19 protein-coding genes and 1 tRNA gene are annotated in these 23000 nt (G+C 66.6%); 13 read left to right on the forward strand and 7 right to left on the reverse strand.

From position 1 onward, the window contains the following. Positions 1 to 42: 42 nt before the first annotated feature. On the forward strand, positions 43 to 420 hold the full coding sequence (locus tag J1M43_RS16945) for a BRCT domain-containing protein (RefSeq protein WP_206475891.1): 378 nt from the start codon (positions 43 to 45) through the stop codon (positions 418 to 420). A 35-nt stretch (positions 421 to 455) separates the two neighbouring features. Here the strand turns inward: J1M43_RS16945 and J1M43_RS03780 are convergent, their stop codons facing one another. Both J1M43_RS03780 and J1M43_RS03785 read right to left on the reverse strand, forming a co-directional pair. Beyond that, positions 456 to 905, reverse strand: coding sequence for a TA system VapC family ribonuclease toxin (locus tag J1M43_RS03780; RefSeq protein ID WP_206475893.1), 450 nt, complete (start codon positions 903 to 905; stop codon positions 456 to 458). Next, entirely contained in the window at positions 902 to 1138 is a 237-nt protein-coding gene (locus J1M43_RS03785; protein WP_206475895.1) for a CopG family transcriptional regulator, read from the reverse strand. Before J1M43_RS03785 ends, J1M43_RS03780 begins: the two co-directional genes overlap by 4 nt. Positions 1139 to 1206: 68 nt before the next feature. Here J1M43_RS03785 and J1M43_RS03790 point away from each other — a divergent pair, with 68 nt between their 5' ends. Beyond that, positions 1207 to 2907, forward strand: a complete 1701-nt coding sequence (locus J1M43_RS03790; protein ID WP_241245185.1) for an HNH endonuclease signature motif containing protein — start codon at positions 1207 to 1209, stop codon at positions 2905 to 2907. A gap of 246 nt (positions 2908 to 3153) precedes the next feature. Here J1M43_RS03790 and J1M43_RS03795 read toward each other — a convergent pair whose 3' ends face one another. The 4 genes from J1M43_RS03795 to J1M43_RS03810 all read right to left on the reverse strand — a co-directional run bounded on the left by J1M43_RS03795 (position 3154) and on the right by J1M43_RS03810 (position 7141). Further along, complete coding sequence (locus tag J1M43_RS03795) at positions 3154 to 4509, reverse strand: hypothetical protein (protein WP_206475896.1); 1356 nt, start codon at positions 4507 to 4509, stop codon at positions 3154 to 3156. A gap of 74 nt (positions 4510 to 4583) precedes the next feature. Next, positions 4584 to 6467, reverse strand: coding sequence for a hypothetical protein (locus J1M43_RS03800; RefSeq protein WP_206475897.1), 1884 nt, complete (start codon positions 6465 to 6467; stop codon positions 4584 to 4586). A gap of 48 nt (positions 6468 to 6515) precedes the next feature. Then, a complete protein-coding gene (locus J1M43_RS03805; protein ID WP_084595794.1) occupies positions 6516 to 6590 on the reverse strand; it encodes a helix-turn-helix domain-containing protein in 75 nt (24 codons plus the stop codon). A gap of 260 nt (positions 6591 to 6850) precedes the next feature. After that, on the reverse strand, positions 6851 to 7141 hold the full coding sequence (locus J1M43_RS03810; protein WP_152594851.1) for a hypothetical protein: 291 nt from the start codon (positions 7139 to 7141) through the stop codon (positions 6851 to 6853). Positions 7142 to 7403: 262 nt separating this feature from the next. Here J1M43_RS03810 and J1M43_RS03815 point away from each other — a divergent pair, with 262 nt between their 5' ends. From J1M43_RS03815 to J1M43_RS03830, 4 genes are all read left to right on the forward strand, one after another. Further along, positions 7404 to 9932, forward strand: a complete 2529-nt coding sequence (locus J1M43_RS03815) for an ATP-dependent Clp protease ATP-binding subunit (protein ID WP_033105944.1) — start codon at positions 7404 to 7406, stop codon at positions 9930 to 9932. Between the two features lie 245 nt (positions 9933 to 10177). Continuing rightward, a complete protein-coding gene (locus J1M43_RS03820) occupies positions 10178 to 10678 on the forward strand; it encodes an amino-acid N-acetyltransferase (RefSeq protein ID WP_033105945.1) in 501 nt (166 codons plus the stop codon). Then, entirely contained in the window at positions 10678 to 11343 is a 666-nt protein-coding gene (locus J1M43_RS03825; protein WP_206475899.1) for a hypothetical protein, read from the forward strand. The genes J1M43_RS03820 and J1M43_RS03825 overlap by 1 nt, the downstream gene beginning before the upstream one ends. Before the next feature lie 286 nt (positions 11344 to 11629). Further along, the gene (locus tag J1M43_RS03830; RefSeq protein WP_206475901.1) at positions 11630 to 12046 is read left to right on the forward strand and encodes a dehydrogenase; all 417 of its coding nucleotides are present in this window, start codon (positions 11630 to 11632) and stop codon (positions 12044 to 12046) included. A 170-nt stretch (positions 12047 to 12216) separates the two neighbouring features. Here J1M43_RS03830 and radA read toward each other — a convergent pair whose 3' ends face one another. Continuing rightward, entirely contained in the window at positions 12217 to 13599 is a 1383-nt protein-coding gene (gene radA / locus J1M43_RS03835) for a DNA repair protein RadA (protein ID WP_206475903.1), read from the reverse strand. Positions 13600 to 13823: 224 nt separating this feature from the next. On the opposite strand from radA, the gene J1M43_RS03840 reads away from it, so the two are divergent. The 7 genes from J1M43_RS03840 (at position 13824) to J1M43_RS03875 (ending at position 22434) form a co-directional block, all read left to right on the forward strand. Next, positions 13824 to 15236 carry a cytochrome ubiquinol oxidase subunit I gene (locus J1M43_RS03840; protein ID WP_033105948.1) on the forward strand — a complete coding sequence of 471 codons (1413 nt, stop codon included), beginning with the start codon at positions 13824 to 13826 and terminating at the stop codon, positions 15234 to 15236. A 15-nt stretch (positions 15237 to 15251) separates the two neighbouring features. After that, positions 15252 to 16292, forward strand: coding sequence for a cytochrome d ubiquinol oxidase subunit II (gene cydB / locus J1M43_RS03845; protein ID WP_206475905.1), 1041 nt, complete (start codon positions 15252 to 15254; stop codon positions 16290 to 16292). Continuing rightward, positions 16289 to 18115 carry an ABC transporter transmembrane domain-containing protein gene (locus tag J1M43_RS16665; RefSeq protein WP_307823233.1) on the forward strand — a complete coding sequence of 609 codons (1827 nt, stop codon included), beginning with the start codon at positions 16289 to 16291 and terminating at the stop codon, positions 18113 to 18115. Before cydB ends, J1M43_RS16665 begins: the two co-directional genes overlap by 4 nt. Continuing rightward, on the forward strand, positions 18112 to 19758 hold the full coding sequence (gene cydC, locus J1M43_RS03860) for a thiol reductant ABC exporter subunit CydC (protein ID WP_206475907.1): 1647 nt from the start codon (positions 18112 to 18114) through the stop codon (positions 19756 to 19758). The genes J1M43_RS16665 and cydC overlap by 4 nt, the downstream gene beginning before the upstream one ends. A 272-nt stretch (positions 19759 to 20030) precedes the next feature. Beyond that, a tRNA-Ser gene (locus J1M43_RS03865) sits at positions 20031 to 20120 on the forward strand. A 932-nt stretch (positions 20121 to 21052) separates the two neighbouring features. Then, entirely contained in the window at positions 21053 to 21628 is a 576-nt protein-coding gene (locus J1M43_RS03870) for a hypothetical protein (RefSeq protein ID WP_033105952.1), read from the forward strand. A 158-nt stretch (positions 21629 to 21786) separates the two neighbouring features. Next, positions 21787 to 22434, forward strand: coding sequence for a hypothetical protein (locus J1M43_RS03875; protein ID WP_241245186.1), 648 nt, complete (start codon positions 21787 to 21789; stop codon positions 22432 to 22434). Positions 22435 to 23000 lie beyond the last annotated feature (566 nt).

A 23000-nucleotide genomic window follows, 5' to 3' on the forward strand; every position in this document is an offset into this window, starting at 1 on the left:
CGAGAGATCGCGCAGATCGCGACGATTCTGGATCAGCCGCCGGTGGAGCTTCCGGCTGCCCCTGTCATCGATGTCGTTCGCCCGACCAGTCAGGTCGGGGTGGCTGCGCAGAAGGCTCGTGGCGCTGGTGGCAGTGCGTCCGTGACGGCGGCTGAAGTGGACTTCACGCTTTCACCCGGCGCCCGCGTCGTGTTCACCGGAACGATGAGCAGGCCACGTGAAGAATGGGCGCGCGCTTTGGCGGATGCGGGGTTCGTCACAGGAAGTGTCACGAAGAACTGCGTCGCTCTCGTCGCAGAGGATCCCGCGACTCAGTCGGGCAAGGCCAAGACGGCGCGAGCGCATGGCATCCCGATCATCACCGAGGCCCAGTTCATCCCGGCATTCGAAGCGTTCATCCCACAGCGCCGCATATCCTGACGTTCGCGCGCGGGGTCTTGTCACAGGATGCGCGCTCAGCGCCCAGCATCCGCCTTGCCGGGATCGAACCATTTCAACCCAGCGAACCGCGCGAAGCCACGATCCCTGGTGGCCAGGCGTGCGCGATTGGCGAGGCAGAGCGCAGCGATATGCGCGTCGGCGACGAGGTTGCCGCGGACAGCGGCGTCGTCCGAAGCCAGCGCGTCGAACTTCTCCCATGCAGACGAGCCCTGCTGCAACCAGTCGGTGTTCGGAGCATTGAGCAAGTGCCGCACATACGCGAGAGCCGCGCCGGCCGGGGTCGGCTCCGCGTAGATGCGGGGGTGAGTCACGATCCGCATGAAGCCGCTGAGAATCGTGTCGGCGACGCCGATGCGGTCCGTGCGCAACGCGCCGTTGAGCCAGCCGGCGTATGCGTCGTGGTCGGGCGCATCCGTACGGAAGGCATAGACGAGCACATTGACGTCGGGGACGAAGAGCGTCATGCGCTCTTGTCCAACGCGTCCCAGACTGCGTCCTTGTCGTCGAGGTCGACCAGGCTCCCGGATGCCTTCGGCGTATAAGTGGGCAGGGGGATGGGAGAAGCATCTGGCGCTTCGCGCGCGAGGTGCTCCCGAAGCGCCTCTTCGAGGAAGCTCGTGAACGTACGGCCTTCGGTCGCTGCGCGCGACTTCGCTTCGCGCGCGAGAGCGTCGGAAAGGTTGAGCGTGGTGCGCATACAGATCATCATACGTCGCCAAAACAGATGTCTGCCTCCAATGTCCGTGGCCCCTGTGAGTATGAAGTATGGCAACTTTCACCGAGATCGCGGAGCTGATCCCCACCCTGCGTGGGCACCTCTCCGACGACTCGTGTGCCGACGACGTGCTCGCCGCGATCGGTCGGATGACGGATGCTGAGGTCGTCGCCATTCTCGAAGAAGTGGTGCACGGCGCAAAGGTGTTCGAGCAGATCAAGCTCAGCGCCATCGGCGTCGGGGCTGCTCGGTCCGCCCGAGAGCGCGGACACTCCGGGCTTGCGCAATCACGCGGACACCGTTCCATGGTCGAGCTCGTGCGGCACATCACCGGTTCCACCAGGGGTGACGCCGCTCGCGAGGTGCGCGTGGGAGCCGCGCTGCTCGAGCACGGGCCGGAAGTAGAGGACGAGTGGGGTGCCGACGGAGCGGGGTCGGAGGGTGCTGGGGATGCTGGGGCAGAAGGCTCAGGCAATTGCGATTCCGACCGCGACGGAGCCGCCGGTGGCGGTGCTGATGGTTCAACCGGCGCGGGCGACGCGCCCGGAGCAGACCAAGGCGGTGTTGGCGATTCTCAGGCTGACGGTTTCGATTGGGGGAGCGGCATGGGCGGGTCACGAGGCGGCTCGGCCGACTCACGATCCCCGAGGCCTGCCGCGCCGTGGCATGAGCCGCTGCACGTCGCACTGCGTACCCAGGTGATCACCGCGTCACAATTCGACGCGATCCGCGGCGGTCTCGGCGAACCGCCGGCGACTGCTGCCGGTGATCCGACAGCCGCCAGGCAAGCGCGTGAGGCATGGACTTGCGCCGCAGAGCACCTCATCGACGAAGCAAGCCAGCGCACGGTGGAAGAACTCCGCAGCGCCGCGCGTGCGCTGCGCGATCAGCTTGACCCCGAGGGAGCGGAAGCACGCTTCCTGGCGCAGTACGAGGCGCGCTCTTTCCGCATTTACCGTGACGCCGAGGGCCGCAAGCGCGGCAGCGTTGTGTTCGACGAGGAGAGCGGCGCATTCGTCGAGGCGTTCATCAATGCCGCGATGCGTCCGCGCCGTGGAGGACCGCGCTTCGTCGACTCCGAGGAGAAGGCCAAAGCGGCTGAACTCGTCGACGACCAGCGCACGAACGATCAGCTGACGTTCGACCTGATCATGGACGTGCTCCGTGCCGGGGTGCTCGCCGACGCCGCAAGCGTCTTCGGCACGCGCCAGGCTGGAGTGCGACTCGTGCAGGCCGTCGCCGCCGACGGAAGCCGCGCCCCGATCGTGCACACTGAAGACGGCTTGGTCACCATGCCGGCCTCAATCGGCGATCAGCGCATGTGCGAGAGCGGATTCGTGCCGGTCACCGTCGATTCGTGCGGGAACCCGCTCGATGTCGGCCGTGAGCAGCGCCTGTTCACGCCCAAACAGCGCATCTCGCTGGCGATTCGAGACGGCGGATGCCGGTGGCAAGGGTGCGATCGACCCGCCTCCTACTGCGAAGCCCATCACATCGACGAATGGGCCAAGGATCACGGGCGGACTGACATCGATCGTGGCATTCTGCTGTGCCGATATCACCACATGACTCTGCACAACGGCGGATGGTGGATCACCCGAGACGGCAAGGGCGACTTCGTGTTGCACCATCCGGGTGGAGAAGAATTCGTGCTCAAGCCGAGGTTGGTCCTTGCATACACGTACGCCCAAGCGTGGCCGGGTTTCGGCGCCGACCCGCCACCGAAACGGTTCCGCCCGGCGGCGGCGTGAGCACGTTGCGGCGAACCCGCCGGGATGCTGTCGGAGAGTCGCGGGGGTGGCGGAGAAGCCGCCGGTACGTTGTCGGGAAGCAGCCCGGGACACTACCGAGATCACCGCGAGATCACCGCGAGATCACCGCGAGATCAACGACGATACCGAGAAGTCACCGACACCACCGACACCACCGAGAACTACCGACAACCACCGAAAACTACCGAGGAGATGGCGCCGATCCCACTGAGTCAGCTCCTTCGCCTAGATCAGCTTCGCCTTCCGGAACGCCGCGATGCACGTCGGCCGACGACGATTCTGCTCGACCACCTGGCTCAGGAACACCGTGAACTCGGCCTCGTGATCTGCACCGGCCGACTGCGCGACATGCCGCATCCGCTTCAGTATCTCGGCGGCCGAACGGTAGTTGCGCTTGTCCGTCACTACCAGGGTCTGCTGCAAGATGGCGCGATACACGGGCAGCGTATCGGCTGGCCTGGTCGCCGATCTGTACTTGCACAGGTTCAGCCATACATCGGCGGCCTCGGTCGGATCGATGCGTGCCGTGGCGAAATCCCACGCCTGGTCGCCCCGATCTTCAGCGAGCAGATAGCGCACGAACCCACGCGGATCATTCAGCGACAGCTTCTCCTCGGCATCCGGCCGCTCGTCCTCCCAGACGCCGGCGTGCGAGGCGGTCTCGCGCAGCGCATCGAACGCCGTCGACTGCGTGAACCGCGCAAACCAGCTGCGGCGCAGAGTCACGGCTTCATCCGCGGCGCTACGGGTGACAGCATCCTCGACCAGGAGATCGATGAGCGTGCGGTCCCAGCCTCGGCTGTCGAGCCGCACGCCCATCTGCGCATATGCGACGGCATCCTCATGCAACCCGGCCTCGTCGAGATCGGCGACGAGGCTCTTGGCGACCAGCGCGTTCGTGGGCTCACCCCCGGATGCGGCGACGATCGCATCGCGGTCGCGATCGAGCACCGCCAACCGCCGGAGGGGGTACCCGCCGGACTCGCCGAGGTCGATTCCGGCGATCGCCTTACGGTATTGCGCGACGCTCGTGGCGCTGAGCCCGGGCGCGTAGGCGACGATGTCCGGATCGAAGAAGTCCTGCGTGCCGCCATAGCGGTACTTGACGATCCACTTCACCAGGCGCGTCTGCTCGGGTTGCGTCAAGGCAGGAGATGCTGAGCGCACAGCCGTGGCATGCGCGTCGAGCAGTGTCCGTACCAGGTCGCCCTGCAGTCCGGAGGAATCGTCAGACTTCAGAATCGCCCGCGTCGTCAGCGTGATCGCCCGCTCGATGACCGGGATCAGCGCCGGCGTCGCCTGCGCGGCCTGGTCGCTGAGCAGCTGCACAGTGTCGTACGCATTCGAGGCGTAATGATTTGCCTGGTAGTAGTCGTAGAACCGGCGAGTCGGTGCGAGATCGCGATTGACGATCGCGAGCAGGTCACCGGGATCGTCGGAGGCCGCAGCACGACGCGTCTCGAGCCAGTCGGCGAGACCGGCGACGTCGCGCGCGGCGAGATCGAGCAGCGAGCGGATGTCGTCTTCGTCCAGCGCGCCGAGCCAATCGTGCAGCGGGGAGAGCGGGGTGGGAGATGCCATCTTCCTATGCTCTCAGGCGGAATGACCGTCGCGCTTCGGCCGCCGGAAGAATCTTGGCGAGCCGTCGACGACGCTCACTCTCCGCCTTCTCCGTCCAGGTCATCCGAATCATCCAGGTCATCCGAATCATCCAGGTCGTCCAGCGCATCCATCACGACCATCGACGTCACCAGGCTGCGCGCGACGATGCCGCGCAACGGCTCGGGAACGATGAACGATTCGCCGTCCGCGTTCTCTACGACGATCCCGAGCTCCGCGAGTCCCCGCATCCGCCCGTGCACTGCCGCGGTCATGAAGCCATCCGTGTCCTCATCGACGAAGTCCTCCGCGAACTCGGGCGACAGCGCCAAGACCAGTTCGTGCAGCAGATCCGCTGCGGTGATCTGCTCGAATCTGCTGGCTGCCGCGTCGGGGTTGACGATCTCGTTCAGGAACATTCCGATCACCTTCTCGGCGTCGTCGAACGGCGGCTCCTGCCCGGACCGCCACCGCTCGGCGGCCGCACCGGGCCGCACCCGCGTCGCCGTGACCTCGATCAACTCGCTAATCTGCAGAGCTCCCCACCACGCGCGCAGTTCGGGCAGCTCACCCATCGACAGCACGCGGCGCGGCCCGTCGGCGGCGATGTCATCGGCCACGCGAGCAACCCCCACGGCGTCGATGCCGATCAGGCGGGCGATGTCCGCGATGTCGGCTCGTCGCACTGAGCCGGCGGGCGTGACCGGCCGGCTCATCCCGATCCAGGTCAGCAGGTCGGTGACGGCGTTGACGATCGGCAGTGCCAGATATGCGGCCATCCGATCGGCGACGGGAATCCGCTGTGCGGCACTGAGCGCCTCTTCGAAGGGATTCGGACCCACTGGACCGAGCTCGTCGAGGGCATCCTCGATCGTCGTGTGGGCCTCAGCCCACGCCGCGGCATCGTGGCCGTCCAGGTGGAAGTGCACGTAGAGGTGCAGTGCGTCGAACTGATCGAAGAGGATGTCGTCCGCGGCATCCCCGTCGGGGCCTTCCTCTCCCTCGGAGGCTTCGAAGAGCACGTCCACGATCTCATCGAAGTCGTCAGGGGTGCTCAGATCGAGTCCTAGCACGCGCATGGCGGTCAGGATCTCCTCGAACTGCGAGAACTGTTCGGACATCGTGCTGGCGGCTTCCGGGCTCTCCTCGAGCCAGCGGCTGAACTCCCGCAGCAGGTGCCGGTCCCTGAAATCCACAGGCGTGGCGGGTGGGACGGGCTTCACGAACGCGGATCCGGCGGTGCGAGCGGCGCCGGTGTCCTCGGTCTGCGGAGCAGGCGCGCCATCGAGCATCCGCTCGGCGACTCCGTCCAGCAGTTCGCCCGCGGCTTCGGCGACGGCGATCAGGGATGCTGCGACGACGAGCGCCCCACCCTCCAGCGTGCTCAGCCCGCGGTGACGGCGGATCAGCCCGTCGACGGCGTCGAATGCCCGGCCCTTTCGTGCGAGCGGGAGCAGATCGGATGCCGCGGCGCGGGACTGCTTGCGGTGCCACGCGGGCACGGGTACGCGCGGCAACGCCGCAAGGGCGCCGCCGTCGGCGTACCAATCGTCGATCAGGCCGAGGCTGACACCGGTCACCTGCGAAACGGATGGCGATGTTCCGTCCGCCTCGGGCGGTACGCGTTCGATGATCGCTTGCGCACGAGCATCGTCGCCGTCGGCGATCGCTGCGGTGAAGGCGCGAAGGACGCCGAGCGACCGGCGGCGGTCTGCGCCCACAGGGGTGAGCAGGCTCAGGTTGTAGCGCTCGATCGCTCTTTCCATCGCGGCGTTGATGGTCGCGATATCGTCGCCGTCGAGATCATCGAGATCGACTCCGTCGGCCTTCAGCAGCGGGGTGATCTCTTGAAGCAGATCGGCCGCCATTCCCGGTCGATGGGCCACGCCCGCCTTGGCCAGCAGTGCTCGGAACTCGGGATCGTCGAATGAAGGGGCCATGCGGCGAGGATAGCGCGATGAGCCGTTCGATTCGAAGGCGGATCGTCGCTACGTCAGCACGAGCAACTCGCCCACCTCGCAGTCGAGCGCATCGCAGATCGCGCGCAGCGTGGAGTATCGGATCGCACGAAGCTGCGGGAGTCACACAAGGCCCTCCGTGTCCTTCTGCAGTCGCTGACCTAACTCGAAGGCTGCCGCCACCAGTGCCAGGCCTAGCGCCCATCCCACCGGCGCGAGATCGAGGTTGAGGATCCACAACGAGACGCCTTCGTACGAAGGATCAGCTTCGTTGCCACCGGCCGTGACCAGTTGGGCGCCCAGGTACTCAACGACTGAGGTCCGTGCTGCACTTGCGAAAATCTGGGCGCCGACTCCTGACACCATCACGACGAGTGCGGCTGACCCCGCCACGTGCGTGAGGGAACGAACGAACCGTCGCCATGCAGCAGCAGTGACAACCAGAACACGGCGGTGCAGATCGCGATCACCGCCAACGCGGGTAGTGCGATCTCTGCATACATCAGCCAAGGTGTGCCGACGGGCAGCCCGAAGACAGTGAGCCAGACCGTCTCGTATCCAGCATCGACGATAGGGTCGGTTTTCTGGGCGAACGCGGGCACCTCGGCGTTTCCGACGACGAATCCGCGCACGACCGCCGGATCGGATGAGAACACCGACGTTCCGAACACGAGTGCTGATACGGCGCCGACCGACTTCGAACGCGGTCGCCAGGAGTGCGAACGCGGCAGTCGCCAGAACGGGAACCATCGACCGCCGAAACGCCTGCTGCCGGATCAGCGACAGTCGCTCTCACCGCGCTATGCCGACGGCGAACACGGGCTTACCAGGCCCGATCGCTCGTTACTCTCGATGTACAGGCGCTGAAGAGCCGTCTGGCGTCAGTGCATTCGCCCCGTGCGAACCAAGGAGTTGACAATGTTCGAGAGATTCACCGACCGTGCCCGTCGTGTCGTCGTCCTCGCCCAAGAAGAGGCGAAGATGCTCAACCACAACTACATCGGCACCGAGCACATCCTGCTCGGCCTCATCCACGAGGGCGAAGGCGTCGCAGCCAAGGCCCTCGAGAGCCTCGGCATCTCCCTCGACGCCGTGCGCGAGCAGGTGCAGGACATCATCGGCCAGGGTCAGCAGCAGCCGACCGGCCACATCCCGTTCACGCCGCGCGCCAAGAAGGTGCTCGAGCTGAGCCTGCGCGAAGCGCTGCAGCTCGGCCACAACTACATCGGCACCGAGCACATCCTGCTCGGCCTCATCCGCGAGGGCGAAGGCGTCGCAGCTCAGGTGCTCGTCAAGCTCGGCGCAGACCTCAACAAGGTGCGCCAGCAGGTCATCCAGCTGCTCTCCGGCGCTCCGGGCCGCGAGCCCGCAGCTGTCGGCGCGACCACGAACGACAGCCAGCAGGCCGCCCAGGGCGGATCTGCCGTGCTCGACCAGTTCGGCCGCAACCTCACTCAGGCTGCCCGCGACAACAAGCTCGACCCGGTGATCGGGCGCGAGAAGGAGATCGAGCGGGTCATGCAGATCCTCTCCCGCCGCTCCAAGAACAACCCCGTGCTGATCGGTGAGCCGGGCGTCGGAAAGACCGCCGTCGTCGAAGGTCTCGCCCAGGCGATCGTCAAGGGCGACGTCCCAGAGACTCTGAAGGACAAGCAGCTCTACTCGCTCGATCTCGGCTCGCTCATCGCCGGATCCCGCTACCGCGGTGACTTCGAAGAACGCCTGAAGAAGGTCACGAAGGAGATCCGCACACGCGGCGACATCATCGTCTTCATCGACGAGATCCACACCCTCGTGGGTGCGGGTGCCGCCGAGGGCGCGATCGACGCGGCCAGCATCCTGAAGCCGCTCCTCGCCCGTGGCGAGCTGCAGACGATCGGCGCCACCACGCTCGACGAGTACCGCAAGCACTTCGAGAAGGATGCTGCGCTCGAGCGCCGCTTCCAGTCGATCCAGGTCGCCGAGCCGAGCCTGCCCCACACGATCAACATCCTCAAGGGGCTGCGCGACCGCTACGAAGCGCACCACAAGGTGCAGATCACCGACGGCGCGATCGTCGCAGCATCCAACCTCGCCGACCGCTACGTCGCCGACCGCTTCCTGCCGGACAAGGCCATCGACCTGATCGACGAGGCCGGCGCCCGCCTTCGTCTGAGCATCCTGTCCAGCCCGCCCGAGCTGCGCGAATTCGACGACAAGATCGCTGCCGTGCGTGAGCAGAAGGAAGCGGCATCCGAGGAGCAGGACTTCGAAAAGGCCGCATCGCTGCGCGATGAGGAGAAGAGCCTGCTCGCCGAGCGTCTGCGCCTCGAGAAGCAGTGGCGCTCCGGCGACGTCGCGACCGCAGCCGTGGTTGACGAGGGCCTGATCGCTGAGGTTCTTGCTCAGGCCACCGGCATCCCGGTGTTCAAGCTGACGGAAGAAGAGTCCAGTCGACTCGTCTTCATGGAGAAGGCGCTGCACCAGCGCGTCGTCGGGCAGGAAGAGGCCATCGCGGCGCTCTCCCGCACGATCCGTCGCCAGCGCGCAGGCCTCAAGGACCCCAAGCGCCCCTCCGGCTCGTTCATCTTCGCCGGCCCGACCGGTGTCGGAAAGACCGAGCTCGCCAAGGCGCTCGCCGAGTTCCTGTTCGATGACGAGGGCGCATTGATCTCGCTCGACATGAGCGAGTTCGGCGAGAAGCACACCGTCTCGCGGCTGTTCGGTGCCCCTCCTGGGTTCGTCGGCTTCGAAGAGGGCGGCCAGCTCACCGAGAAGGTGCGCCGCAAGCCGTTCAGTGTCGTGCTGTTCGACGAGATCGAGAAGGCGCACCCCGACATCTTCAACTCGCTGCTGCAGATCCTCGAAGAGGGTCGGCTCACCGACGGCCAGGGTCGCGTGGTGGACTTCAAGAACACGGTCATCATCATGACGACTAACCTCGGATCGTCCGCGATCGCCGGCGGCCCGGTGGGCTTCCAGATCGAGGGCAACGCGCAGACGAGCTACGAGCGGATGAAGGGCAAGGTCGACGAAGAGCTCAAGCGGCACTTCAAGCCCGAGTTCCTCAACCGCGTCGACGACGTCATCGTCTTCCCGCAGCTGTCCAAGCCCGAGCTCGTGCAGATCGTCGATCTGTTCGTCAAGCGCCTCAGCGACCGCCTGCTCGACCGCGATATGACGGTGGAGCTGTCGCAGTCGGCCAAGGAGCGCCTCATCGAGATCGGCTTCGACCCGGCACTCGGTGCTCGCCCGCTGCGTCGTGCGATGCAGCGTGAGATTGAGGACCAGCTGTCGGAGAAGATCCTGCACGGTGAGCTGAACTCCGGCGACCACGTGAAGGTGGACGCTGCGGACGGCAAGTTCCAGTTCGAGACCGGCCCTCGTGGTGAGAAGGTCTCGGTCGGCATCAACACCGGCGGCGCGATCACCTCGAGCCCCGACCTGGCGGCCGCCTCGGGCGAGTGATGCTTCGACAGGCTCAGCGAGCTTGAGGACAGAAGGGCGGATGCTTCGGCATCCGCCCTTCTTCGTGTCTGTGCACGGGGGTCAGGGTGGCGGGAAAACCCAGACGACCTGGCGTGTCCGCGGCGAGCCGTCCCCGCACACGCCGAGGCGGGCCGTGTTCGTCTGTGTTTTCCGGCGGATCGAGGTCGGCGGGCGCCCAGCGCGCGAATACCGACCAAGAGGCTTAGCGAGTTTAGGGTGGAGAGGTGAGCGAGTACACCGTCCGGCCGGCGCGCAGTGCCGACATCCTCGGCATCCATCGACTGCTGGAGCCGCTGGTCGATCGACGCATCCTCCTCGGCAAGGACCTCGCCGTGCTCTATGGCGCTGTGCAGGAGTTCGTCGTCGCCGAGCGCGACGGTGAACTCATCGGATGCGGTGCGCTGCACGTCATGTGGGAGGACCTCGGCGAGGTGCGCACCCTGATCGTGCGCGAGGACTGGCTGCACCACGGCGTCGGTCGTGCACTGGTCGAGGGGCTCGAGGAGCGCGCGGTCGCGCTGGGACTGCAGCGACTGTTCTGCCTCACTTTCGAAGTCGACTTCTTCACCCGTCGCGGGTTCTCGCAGATCGGCGAACAGGTCGTAGACCCCGACGTCTACTCCCAGCTGCTGCGCAGCCCGGACGAGGGTGTCGCAGAGTTCCTCGATCTCGCCCACGTGAAGCCGAACACGCTCGGCAACACGCGCATGCTGAAGAACCTGTGATGGCCGGGCGCCCGAGAACAGCGGCCGTGTACCGGCGGCGGCGATTCGCCATCTTCGGTGGCCTGATCCTGCTGATCCTCGCGATAGCCGCCGGCGTCTGGCTCGCCATCGCACAGCCGTGGACGGATGCCGGGGCCGAGCCTGCACCCACATCCACGTCCACCCCGGGCTCGACGCCGACGGACGCCCCGGCGACGGACACCCCGGCGACGGACACCCCGTCGCCGGAGCCCACCGCCGAAGAGCCGGCGACCGCTGTGCCGTGCCAGGCGCGCGATGTCACCGTCGAGGCAGTGACGGATGCCGAGACCTATCCCTCGGGCGTGCTCCCTCAGCTCTCCATCTCGCTGACGAACAAGGGCGACTCGGACTGCACGATCGATGTCGGATCCACGACCCAGGTGTTCACGGTGTCGAGCGGCAGTGACACGTGGTGGCGTTCCACGGATTGCCAGCAGGACCCCAGCAGCATGGTCGTCACGCTCGCCGCGGGGCAGACCGTGACGAGCGCCACGCCGGTGCAGTGGGACCGCACGCGCTCCGACGTCGCGACGTGTGATCAGGAGAATCGTCCCCGTGCTCCCGGCGGAGGAGCCTCGTACCACGTGGCGGTGTCTATCGGCGGCTTCGAGGCTGTCGCGACGCGGCAGATCCTGCTCTACTGAGCGCGCTCGTCGATATCGGATGCGGCGGCACTGATCGCATTTCGCAGAACGCGTGCACACAGAGCGCGTGACTTTGGGATACCATTGGAGCAACTCTCGAGATCTTCGGTGCAAGCCATCCCCAGTGGCGTCGTTTACAGCGTCCCCAGCGCTTCGACATTTCACCGTTCGAGAGTTCGAGGGCCCTTTCGAATACTCCAGTCCCCACTGGACTACTCGAAAGGGCCCCAATCGTTTCCACCCCATTCGACTCTGCCCGTCGTGATCAGTCTCTAGGCTGGGATGCATGGCAGCGAAGAAGTCGAAGAGTGCGGGCAGGAAGCCGGCACCGGAGGAGTTCCGCTCCGAAGCGCTCGCGCAGGCGCTCGAGAAGCAGGACATGGCGGCCGTGGCGCTTGCGCTGCGAAACGGGACCACGGTCGTGCCGTTGCTGAGGTCGGGGGACCGCGACAACCCGCTCGACGGCGGCGAGGTCTGGACCTACCGCGATGCGGCCACCGGAGACGTCGCGCTCCTGCTGTTCAGCGATGCCAAGAACAAGCCGGCGAACCTGCCTCCCGGCGTGGGCATCTACTCGCCGCAGTGGCTGCACGGATTCTTGACCACGCACAGCGACACGATCACGACGGTGTTCCTCGACATCGCGGGGCCGCATCCGATGCAGGCATCGCCGCACGAACTGCTGGCCGCACTCGACGCCTGACGAGGGGCATCGCTCGTTACGTTTCGACTCGCTGCGCTCGCTCAACGCGTTTCGGCGCGCTCCCATCGCTCGTTACGTTTCGACTCGCTGGCGCTCGCTCAACGCGTTTCGTCTCGCTGCGCTCGCTCAACGACCCACGGGGGTAGCCGAAAGAGAAACGAGGCCGCGCGTCAGAACGGCGGAGCGTCGACCTCGCGCTGCCGCTTCGCAGGATGCGACGACCGACTGCGCGACTTCACGTCGTTCAGCGCAGCATCCAGTGATTTCGACCGCTCATCGAACACCTGGTCGTATCCGAGCCTCTTCGCCTCGGAGCGCCGCTGCGCGGCCTGGGTCACTGCGCGCACCTCGCCTGCGAGGCTGAGCTCACCGACCGCGGCGACCGTGCGCGGCACGGAGAACTGCTGGATCGACCCCGCCACTGCGATCGCGATCGCCAGGTCTGCTGCAGGTTCGGTGAACCGCACGCCGCCGACCGTGGACACGTAGACGTCGAGCTTTCCGGTGGGGATGCGACCGCGCTTCTCGAGGATCGCCAGCACCATCGCCACACGCGCCGAATCCAGTCCTGACACCACGCGACGGGGATTCGGTGCGGTGGACTCGACCGTGAGCGCCTGCACCTCGACTGGGAGGGCGCGCCGGCCCTCCATCGAGATCGCGACGCACGTGCCGGGTTCGGTCGAACCGTGGCCGAGGAACAGCCCGCTCGGGTCTGGCACCTCTGCGATGCCGTCGCCGGTCATCTCGAAGCACCCGACCTCATCGGTGGGGCCGAAGCGATTCTTCAGCGCCCGGATGAACCGCAGCGCGGTCTGACGATCTCCCTCGAAGTGGCAGACGACGTCGACGAGGTGCTCGAGGATGCGCGGGCCGGCGACCTGCCCGTCTTTCGTGACGTGGCCGACGATGATGATCGGAAGGCTCCGCTCCTTCGCCACCCGGATGAGCGTCGCCGCGACCTCGCGCACCTGACTGGGCTGGCCGGCCGCTCCGTCGGACAGGGACGATGACACGGTCTGCACCGAGTCGATGATCACGAGCTGCGGCTTCACCTCGTCGATGTGGCCGAGGATCGTGGCGAGGTCGGTCTCGCTCGCGAGATACAGCTCGTCGTGCAGCGCACCGGTGCGTTCGGCGCGCAGCCGCACCTGCGCCTGGGACTCCTCTGCGCTCGCGTACAGCACGCGCCGACCGCCGCGCGCAGCCTGGGCCGCGACCTCGAGCAGCAAAGTGGACTTGCCGACGCCTGGTTCTCCGCTGAGCAGGATCGCCGCTCCAGGAACGATGCCGCCGCCGAGAACGCGGTCGAACTCTCCGACGCCGCTCGAACGACGAGGCGTGTCGACCGTGCTGATCTGGGTGATGGGTCGCGCAGCGCGATCCGCTCCAGGCGCGAGCGGCGTCATCTGACGAAGGATGCCGGTCTTCGCCGCCTGTTCCTGCACGGTGCCCCATTGCTGGCACTCGCCGCAGCGACCGACCCACTTCGACGTGGTCCACCCGCACTCGGTGCACACGAAAGCTGCAGGGGCGGGACGACGGGTTGCCATGTCTACAGGCTAGCCGCGGCATCCGACACCGACGTTCGCCACGTATCGATACCTCGCCGCTATCGACGGCATACGACATCCCTATCGCCCAGAGGCCCATTCCGCCCACATGCGGAACGGGTGCGCGGGATACTGGAACCAACGCCAACGACGTCTCATCTGCGGGCCGCTTCCGGCCCACTCCCGGGTGCATGCGGTGCACCTTCGAGAGAAGGAGTCCTCCCATGGAGTGGCTTGATCCACTGGTTCTATCCCGATGGCAGTTCGGTCTGACGACGATCTACCACTACCTGTTCGTGCCCCTCACGATCGGTATGGCCGTCTCGGCCGCGATCTTCCAGACTGCGTGGGTGCGCAGCGGCAAGATCCACTATCTGCACCTGACGCGGTTCTTCGGGAAGATCTTCCTGATCAACTTCGCGATGGGCGTCGTCACGGGGATCGTGCAGGAGTTCCAGTTCGGCATGAACTGGTCTGACTACTCGCGCTTCGTCGGCGACGTCTTCGGCGCCCCGCTCGCGTTCGAAGGACTGCTGGCCTTCTTCTTCGAGGCCACGTTCATCGGTCTGTGGATCTTCGGCTGGGACAAGCTGCCGCAGAAGCTGCACCTGGCCACCATCTGGTGCGTCTCGATCGGCAGCGTCCTGTCTGCGTACTTCATCATCGCAGCCAACTCGTTCATGCAGAACCCGGTCGGCTATGAGTACAACCCGGTGACGAACCGCGCCGAGCTCGTCGACATCTGGGCGCTGCTGACGAACCCGGTCGCCCTCGCGGCGTTCCCGCACACGATCTTCGGCGCGTTCATGTTCGCCGCCGGTGTCATCATCTCGGTGTCGGCGTGGCACCTCATGCGCGGTCAGCACACCGACACGATGCGCATCTCGCTGAAGTTCGGTCTGTGGGGCATGCTCGTGGCCACCGCAGGCGTCGCGCTCACCGGCGACCAACTCGGGCTCGCGATGTACGACGCGCAGCCCATGAAGATGGCAGCGGCCGAGGCCACCTTCGACACGGTCTGCGGGGCCGACGCCTCGTTCAGCCTGTTCACGCTCGGCACGCCTGACGGCAGCTCGGAGCTGTTCTCGATCCGCGTGCCCTACCTGCTGTCGCTGTTGTCGACGCAGACGCTCGACGCCTGCATCGACGGCATCAACGACCTCAACGCCCAGTACGCCGTGCAGTATGCAGACCTCGGCATCGACAACTTCACCCCTGTGCTGTGGATCACGTACTGGGCGTTCCGCTGGATGATCGGTCTCGGCATGCTGCACGCGTTCATCGCGCTGGTCGGCCTGTGGGTCACGCGCAAGGGCGCCAAGAAGCCTCCGGCGAAGTGGATGTGGAAGCTTGCGATCTGGTCGTACCCGCTCGCCCTGCTCGCGAACATCGTCGGCTGGGTCTTCACCGAGATGGGACGCCAGCCCTGGATCGTGTTCGGGTTGATGAGCACGCGCGACGGCGTCTCGCCAGGCACGTCGGGGCTCGAGGTGCTGATCTCACTGATCGCGTTCACAGCGATCTACGCCACGCTCGCTGTCGTCGAGGTGCGCCTGATCATCCGCGCGGCCCAGAAGGGGCCGGACACCACCGAGACCCATGACGAGGCGGCACCCGCGCCGTCGGCCGTGTACTGATCGAAAGGACGCGAAATGGATCTCGCCACACTCTGGTTCGGCATCATCGCCTTCCTCTTCGTCGGCTACTTCGTGCTCGACGGCTTCGACTTCGGCGTCGGCATGTCGCTGCCGTTCCTCGGCGGTTTCGGAAAACGCGCCGACGACGTGACGCGCCGGCAGATCATCAACACCATCGGCCCGGTCTGGGACCTCAACGAGACCTGGCTGATCGTCGCCGGCGCCTGCCTGTTCGCCTCGTTCCCCGAATGGTACGCCTCGCTGTTCAGCGGCTTCTACCTGCCGCTGCTGCTCATCCTGCTCACCCTCATCATGCGCGGCGTCTCGTTCGAGTACCGCCACCAGCGCGACGGGCTGAAGTGGAAGCAGGGCTTCGACCGCATGATCATGATCGGCTCGGCCGTCCCGGCGTTCCTCTGGGGCGTCGCGTTCGCGAACATCGTGCAGGGCGTCGCTCTCGACGAGCGGCGTGTGTACATCGGGACGGTGTTCGACCTGCTGAACCCGTACGCCCTGCTCGGCGGCCTCGTGACGCTGCTGCTGTTCTTCACGCACGGTGTCACGTTCATAGCTCTCAAGACCGACGGTCAGCTGCGTACGGATGCCAGGCGACTCGCCTTCCGCGCAGGTATCGTGACGCTCGTCGTCGCGGCGGTGTTCCTGGTGTGGACGGTGACCGCGCACTTCTCGCTTGCGGTGCTGGTGCTGGCCGCGCTCGCCGCGGTGTCGCTGGTGCTGTCGATCGTGTCGAACCTGCGCGTCCGCGAGGGCTGGGCGTTCGGATTCGGTGCGGCCACCACGCTGTTCGCCGTCGTGATGCTGTTCGCGGCGCTTTTCCCGAACGTGATGCCGTCGACGATCGACCCCGCATACAGCCTCACGATCGCGAACGCGTCGAGCAGCCAGTACACGCTCACGATCATGAGCTGGACGGCTCTGGTCGCCCTGCCCCTGGTGCTGCTGTACCAGGGCTGGACATACTGGGTGTTCCGCAAGCGCGTCACTCGCGCATCGATCGAGGGGGCGCCGTCTGAAGGGGAGGCGGCGCACGCGTGAAACCCATCGATCCGAGGCTGCTGCGGTACGCCGGCGCCGCGCGGGGCTTCTTCGTCCTCGCCGCGGTGATCGGCGTGCTGCAGACGGCAGTCGTCATCGCGTTCGCATGGTTCCTGACGGATGCCGTCACCGGCGCCCTGGCCGGTCGTTCTGTCGTGGGGTCCCTGGTCTGGCTGCTCGGACTCGCGCTGCTGCGCGGCGCGCTGATCGCGGCATCCGACGCCGCCGGTACGGCCGCCGCTGCCCGCACCGGCATGCAGCTGCGGTCGGCGTTGATCAGCGCCGTGGGCCGGCTCGGACCGGGCTGGCTGGTACAGCGCAACCAGGCGTCTCTCGCCGTCACGGCAGGGCATGGGCTGGAAGCGCTGGACACCTACTTCTCGCGTTATCTGCCGCAACTCGTGCTGACCGTCATCGCGACGCCGGTGATCGTGCTGGTGATGTGGTGGCGGGATTGGCCGAGCGGGTTGATCGCGACGATCACGCTGCCGCTGATCCCGCTGTTCCTCGTCCTCATCGGCATCGCCACCCGCACCGTCCAGCGCAAGCAGTGGCAGACGCTGCAGCATCTCGCCGCGCGCTTCGCCGACACAGTGCAGGGGCTCGCGACCCTACGTCTGTTCGGCCGCGACCGACGGGCCGCGGCGCAGATCGAGACGACAGCGGATCAGTACCGGCGCGAGACGATGAAGGTGCTGCGGTTCTCGTTCCTCTCCGGCTTCGCGATGGAGCTGCTCGCCTCCCTCGCCGTGGCCCTCGTCGCCGTCACGGTGGGATTCCGGCTGCTCGCGGGGGAGATGCCGCTCGAGATCGGGCTGTTCGTGCTGCTGCTCGCGCCCGAGGCGTTCCTGCCGATCCGGCAGGTCGGGGTGCAGTTCCACGCCGCTTCCGAGGGTGTGGCGGCGACCGAGGACGTGTTCGAGGTGCTGGATGCTGCTCATGACAATGAGGTTTCGGCTCGCCTTCGGCTCGCTCAACCCGTTTCGTCTCGCTTCGCTCGCTCAACGACCCGCGTAGAGATGGACTCCACACGGCGGGGCGTTGAGCGGAGGAGCGCAGCCCCGGAGACGAAAGGGGTTGAGCGAGCGCAGCGAGTCGAAGCCGCCATCCAGGCCGAAGCCGCCGCCCAGGCCGAAGCGGCCATCCAGGCCGAAGCCGCCGCCCCAACCGGGTCAGCCACCCAGGTCGAACCCGCTACTCTGCATGTCGTCGGCCTCCGTGTCCGCGACCTCCCACCCGTCTCTTTCGAGGCGCACCCCGGCACGATCACCCTCGTCGAAGGCCCGAGCGGCTCCGGGAAGTCCAGCCTGTTCGCAGCCCTGCGCGGCGCGGCGGATTTCGACGGCACCGCGCTGTTCGCGGGCGACGACGTCCGCACCCTCGCCCCCTCTGACTGGCTCGCATGGGCCGGGCAGGCGCCTGGGCTGATGCAGGGCACGATCGCCTCGAACGTGGCGCTGGGCGACGCGGACCCGGATGCCGACGGCATCCGCCATGCCCTCGACGCCGCGTGCGCGGCCGATCTCGACCCGACCCAGGAACTCGGTGTGCAGGGGAGCGGGCTGTCCGGCGGGCAGGCGCAGCGCGTCGCCGTCGCGCGTGCCCTGTACCGCCACGCAGCCGACCCCGCGCGAGTGCTCGCGCTGGATGAGCCCTCGAGTGCGCTGGATGCCGACACCGAGGCCCGGCTCTGGGCAGCGCTGCGTGACCGAGCGGATGCCGGAGCTACGGTGCTGCTCGTCTCCCACCGCCACACGGCTCGTAGCATCGCGGATCAGATCGTGACGGTGCCGGCAAGGTCACGGCTGGGGGTGCGGGTATGACGAACCTCCGCGACATCCTCGGCCTCGCGCAGCCGCCCGTACGCCGCTTCCTGCCCGGGCTGAGCTGGGGCGTGCTCTCGGCTGCGGCCGCGGTGAGCCTGCTCGCGGTCAGCGGCTGGATGATCGTCAGCGCCTCGATCGTCGACTCGCTGGTGCCGCTGTCGGTCGCAGTGGTCGGCGTGCGCTTCTTCGCGGTCTCGCGTGCTGTGTTCCGGTATCTGGAGCGTCTCTCGGGGCATGATGCGGCGCTGCGCCAACTGGCCGCGACGCGCTCCGACATGGTGCGCCGGCTCATCCCGCTCTCGCCTGCAGGCCTGGGGAAGACCGATCGCGGACAGGTGCTCTCGGCGCTCGTCGACGATGTCGAGAACCTGCAGAACCTGCCGCTGCGCGTGGTGCAGCCGCTCGCCGTGACGGGCGTCGTCGCCGTCGGCGCGGTGGTCTTCGTCGCGTTCGTGTCGCCGCCGGCTGCCCTCACGCTCGCAGCATGCCTCGCGGCGGCGGCGCTGGTCGCGATCGGACTCGGCTGGGTGTTCGGGTCGCGGGCGGAGCAGCAGCTGTCATCGCTGCGCGCCGAGCTCTCGGCATCCGTCGTCGACTACTTCGGCAGCCTCGACGTGCTGCTCGCCTACGGTGCCGAGCCTGAGGCTCGCAGGCGCGTCGAGCGCGCGGACGGCGCGCTTCGGCGCGCTGTCACCCGCGCGTCTCTGGCGCAGGCGGTCGCCGCTGGCGTCGTGTCGGTGCTCGCCGGGGTGGCGTCGGTGTGGGCGATCGCCGTCGCCGCCCCTGGTCTGACGACCGGCGCGATCGACGGACCCTGGCTCGCGGTCGTCGTGCTCGTGCCGATGGTGGTCTTCGAGGTGTTCGGCGCCGTGCCGATCGCGGCGTCGTCGTGGCGCAGTGTGCGGGCGAGCGCCCAGCGCATCGTCGACGTGCTGCCCTCGTCGGTGCCGATGCAACTGCGATCGGATGCCGGGGCGGACGAGGCCCCGACAAGCACGGCGCTGCGCCTGCACGACGTCACGGCATCCTGGCCGGGTGGCGCGCCGGCACTGCGCGGAGCGTCGCTCGACCTCGCGGCCGGTGAGCGCGTGCTCGTGTCGGGGCCGAGCGGGGCGGGCAAGAGCTCGCTCGCGGCGGTGCTGGTCGGATTCCTCCGCTCAGAGGGCGAGTACACGATCGGCGGGACGGATGCTGCGGCGCTCTCCGGCCCTGCCCTTCGGCGCATCGTCGGTCTGTGCGAGCAGAGCCCGCAGCTGTTCGACGAGGACATCCGCCAGAATCTGCTGTTCGCCCGCGATGCCGCGACCGACGACGAACTGCTCGACGTGCTCGGCCGCGTCGGACTCGGCGCCTGGGTGCAGGAGCGCGGCGGCCTGGATGCACGCGTCGGCGACAGGGGTGCACTGGTGTCGGGTGGTCAGGCGCAGCGCCTCGCACTCGCCAGGGCGCTGCTGCGAGGATTCCCCGTTCTCGTGCTGGATGAGCCGACCGCAGGGGTGGACCCAGAGGCATCCGATGCCCTGCTGCGCGATCTGCTCGGCGCGGCGGGGGAGCAGTCGGTGCTGCTGATCTCGCACGTCGAGCCGCCTGCAGGAACTGTCGACAGGGTCGTGCGGATCGAGGGCGGCCGCACGGTCTGATCGGTGATCTGCGGAGGTTCGCCGGGGCACGAGTTCACCCCGGGAGGTGTCGCGATGTGCCGCATCGCTCGTGCGGATGCGGCCAAGGGGACCACCTCGTGCGAATGCCGCGACGGGGGTCGCTGCGGCCTGGTGAGCGGCCGGCGGGCCGCGAGACCGACTTTGCAGCACGAGACCGAGTCACGCACGCTATGTCTCGTGCCGCAGACTCGGTCTCGTGCCCTGAACGCGCCGATTCGCGCCGCAGCCCGTCGTCGCGTAAACTCTTCCGCGGTGACGTGTCCGAGCGGCCGAAGGTGCAACACTCGAAATGTTGTGTAGGTTCACCCCTACCGTGGGTTCAAATCCCACCGTCACCGCCAGAAAAACCCCTGTTTATCAGGGGTTTTTCCATGTCTGCGCCGCGAAGGTCGCACAGTTTGCCCACATTCTGTTTGAGATTCAGACTGGGATCCGGCTCGAGTGTGGGGCGTCGGTGATGCGCGCGGGCGAGCGAGCGGTGCCTCAGGCCCGCGTGATTCCGCGGACGACGTGGCTACTGCCGGGCCGGACACAGTGCACCTCGACGCGTGGTGACGGTGGGTAGCTGCCTCACAGTCAGTAGTGATCTCCCGCTCGGGGGTGGGCCTATCGCTCGCTATCGGAGATCGCGACGCGCGCCAGTCAGTCGATCACGACTCGCGTGTCGACGCGCCCCGTTGCATGGGCGCTGTCTCGCGATATGATGTTCGGGTAACTGCACGATTCCGTTAACAACGGAACAGCGGGATATACCGAAAAGAAGTGTGACATGCCCGATCAAGTACCGGCCTCACAGGCTCAGCTCGTTCGTCGTGCTGTCGGATTGATCCGAGATCGGCTTCCGTCGGGCTGGCATGCCTCTGAACCTGGCGGGGGAGCTGCGGGCGCGGATGCGGCGTTTGTGATCTCGGCGGCGGACGGGCGTGAAGTGCGTGTCGAGATCGAAGCTAAGCAAGGGGCGTTGGTCAGTCGGCAAGCACAGGTGCTGGCGCAGGAACTTCTTACGCGTGCATCCGGGTCGGGTTCGATTCCGCTTCTTGTTGCGCGGTATCTCTCACCCCAGGTCAGGGAGCAGTTGCAGACCGCCGGGGTCTCGTACGTGGATGCGACGGGAAACCTGATGCTCTCTGCGGTGAGTCCAGGAGTTTTTCTCGCTGATCGGGGTGCAGCGAAGGATCCATGGCGTGGCGTGGGGCGTCCACGTGGCACGCTCAAAGGTGACCCGGCCGCCCTCGTTGTGCGGGCACTGCTTGATTCTGCGCGGCCTTGGCGCGTGCGCGACCTCGTCGAATCGTCGGGGGCGTCTACCGGGGCGACCTATCGGGTTCTGGAGTACCTCGACCGGGAGGGGCTCGCCGGCCGCAACGACGACGGTCTGTGGGATGTGCATGATTGGCAGCGTCTGCTCCGTTCCTGGGCGGGCGATTACTCATTCCTCACGGAGAACGTGGTCAGTCGATTCATCGCACCACGAGGACTGGCTGCGTTTCGCGGTGTCCTGACGCAGTCGGAGGCTTCATATGCGGTGACCGGTGCGGCCGCATCCGAGGAATGGACATCGGTCGCGCCGACCAGATCCATGTTCGTGTACGTCGAGGATGCGCCTCTTGGCGCCGAGGCGTGGGGGCTCCGCCCCACGGATGCGGGAGTGAACGTGATCCTCCTGGAGCCGCGCAAACCCAACTCGGTGGCGTTCGTGGGTACGGGGGTGCTCGACGACGGTGTGCGGAGGGCAGCACCAGTGCAGGTCGCCGCCGATCTGCTGAACGGGCCGGGGCGTGACCCGCAGGAGGGGGAGGAGCTTTTGCGTTGGATGGCGGAGAACGAGACGGCATGGAGGCTTCCGTGAACATCGAAACCGTACGCGCTCGTACCGTGCTCTTGGACGCACTCGAGGCGCTGGGTGGGCACCTCCCATCAATCATCCTGGTCGGCGCACAGGCGATCTATCGGCGCACAGGTGCTGCCGAGGTCGCGCTGGCTGAGTTCACCACGGATGCGGACCTCGTGATCGATCCGCGGTCACTCTCGCCGAACCCGTTGATCGAGGACGCGATGACGGTCGCTGGGTTCGTGCGTGACCCGTCGAACATCAATCCCGGAACCTGGATCTCGCGCGATGGCATTCCCGTTGACTTGATGGTGCCGGACCAAGTGGCGGGCAAGGGCCGGCGTGGAGTCACTGTCGGCCCGCACGATCGAGGATCAATGCGTCGCACGGTCGGGTTGGAAGCGACCCTCGTGGATAACGGAATTCTCAGCGTCGCGGGTCTTGCGGACAACGACGGTCGGCGAATAGACATGCGCGTCGCAGGTACAGCCGGGCTGCTCGTCGCCAAGCTCCACAAGGTGAGCGAACGACTGGAGACGCCACGCCGACGGGACGACAAAGACGCGCATGACATCTACCGGATTCTCGTCGCGATAAGCACTGAGGATCTGGTCGATACTTTCCGTGTACTGCTCAATGATGTCGTTTCTGAAGCCGTGACATCGGACGCTCTATCCATGCTCGAGCGAGTGTTCGCGTCCGGGCCGGAGGCGCCGGGGTCCACTATGGCTGGCCGGGCAGAGCACGCCATAGGTGACCCCGAACAGGTGAGCCTCGCGGTGAGCATTCTTGCTGCGGATCTGATGAAAGCGCTCGATCGCTGAGTTGACCGGACGATGATCTCGCACGTGGCGACTGTGCAAGCGAATCGAACGATCCGCTTTCCCCCATTTCACCCACGAACGTATGAGATCGAGATGGAGTGAAGAAGGTTTTGGAGGGGGAAGGACAGGGCTGAAGCCTTGGAATTCCGGCGTTCTGGACTGGACGCGATCCAAGTGGGCGTCAGCGATTCGGGTTCAAATCCCACCGTCACCTCCATTTTGGCCCGGATCGACTTCCTCTTGGCGGTTTCGATCCGGCTCATTCCTTTTGGTTCGGTCTCGTTCCTTCTCGGATGTGGGCACGGCCTGGTCAGGGGTTTTCTTCTCCACGGTTCTTGCCCGTGTGCGGGCGACTCGGGGCGACTCAGAGCGACCGGGACGGATTGAGAGCGACCGGCAACGACGTCGCGGTGGACTGTGCCGGCGGTTTGCCCACATTTGTTTAGCCGAGTCGTTCGGTAGCGCGGGTGGGTCGTTCTGGTAGCACTCGTGGGTTGGTCTGGTAGCGCCGGGGGCGGTTGGACCGTGAGGATGGCTGTCAGCCGAGGCCAACGGGGTCTCGGTCG

Origin of the sequence: Microbacterium sp. KRD172, assembly GCF_017168295.1 — a bacterium.
GTDB lineage: Bacteria > Actinomycetota > Actinomycetes > Actinomycetales > Microbacteriaceae > Microbacterium > Microbacterium profundi.